This window comes from Nautilia lithotrophica (genome assembly GCF_054656815.1).
Genome location: NZ_BAAHXN010000009.1, coordinates 1 through 548 on the forward strand (window position 1 = coordinate 1; position 548 = coordinate 548).

At 27.6% G+C, this 548-nt stretch carries 1 protein-coding gene; it reads left to right on the forward strand.

Features of this window, described 5'->3' with window-relative positions; all coding sequences use genetic code 11:
• Positions 1–287: 287 nt before the first annotated feature.
• Positions 288–548 (forward strand): flagellin N-terminal helical domain-containing protein (locus ACYQ19_RS09170; RefSeq protein WP_459979131.1); only part of this gene is annotated, 261 nt, incomplete at its 3' end.

Consider the following 548-nt stretch of genomic DNA (forward strand, 5'->3'; position numbering starts at 1 on the left):
ATTATCAAATCTTTTATTTCAATTATTTTAATACTAATTGGGTCTGGCACCTTATCATTTTCATTTTTTTCTTCTCTACTCTTTCTTTATCTTTGTAAATATAATCCATTTATAATTTCTTTCATTAGTAATCTTTATTTACTGAATTTTTTATTATTCATATTATTATTAATTTTTTTTATTTAAATGAAAAATTTTTAGAAATTATATTAAGTTTTTTTTATGTGTGACGATAATATATCTGAAGTAGCAAGGATGCTGCTATAAAAAACTAAAAGGAGTTAGTTATGGGATTCAGAATTAACACAAACGTAGCTGCACTTAATGCACATGCTGCAGGTGTAGTAAATAACAGAAACTTAAACAGTTCTCTTGAAAAACTTTCAACAGGACTTAGAATTAATAAAGCTGCAGATGATGCTTCTGGTCTTCAAATTGCTGATGCATTAAGAGATCAAGCAGATTCTTTAGGTCAAGCTATTAGAAACGCTAATGATGCAATCGGTGTAATGCAGATTGCTGACAAAGCAATGGATGAACAAGTTAAA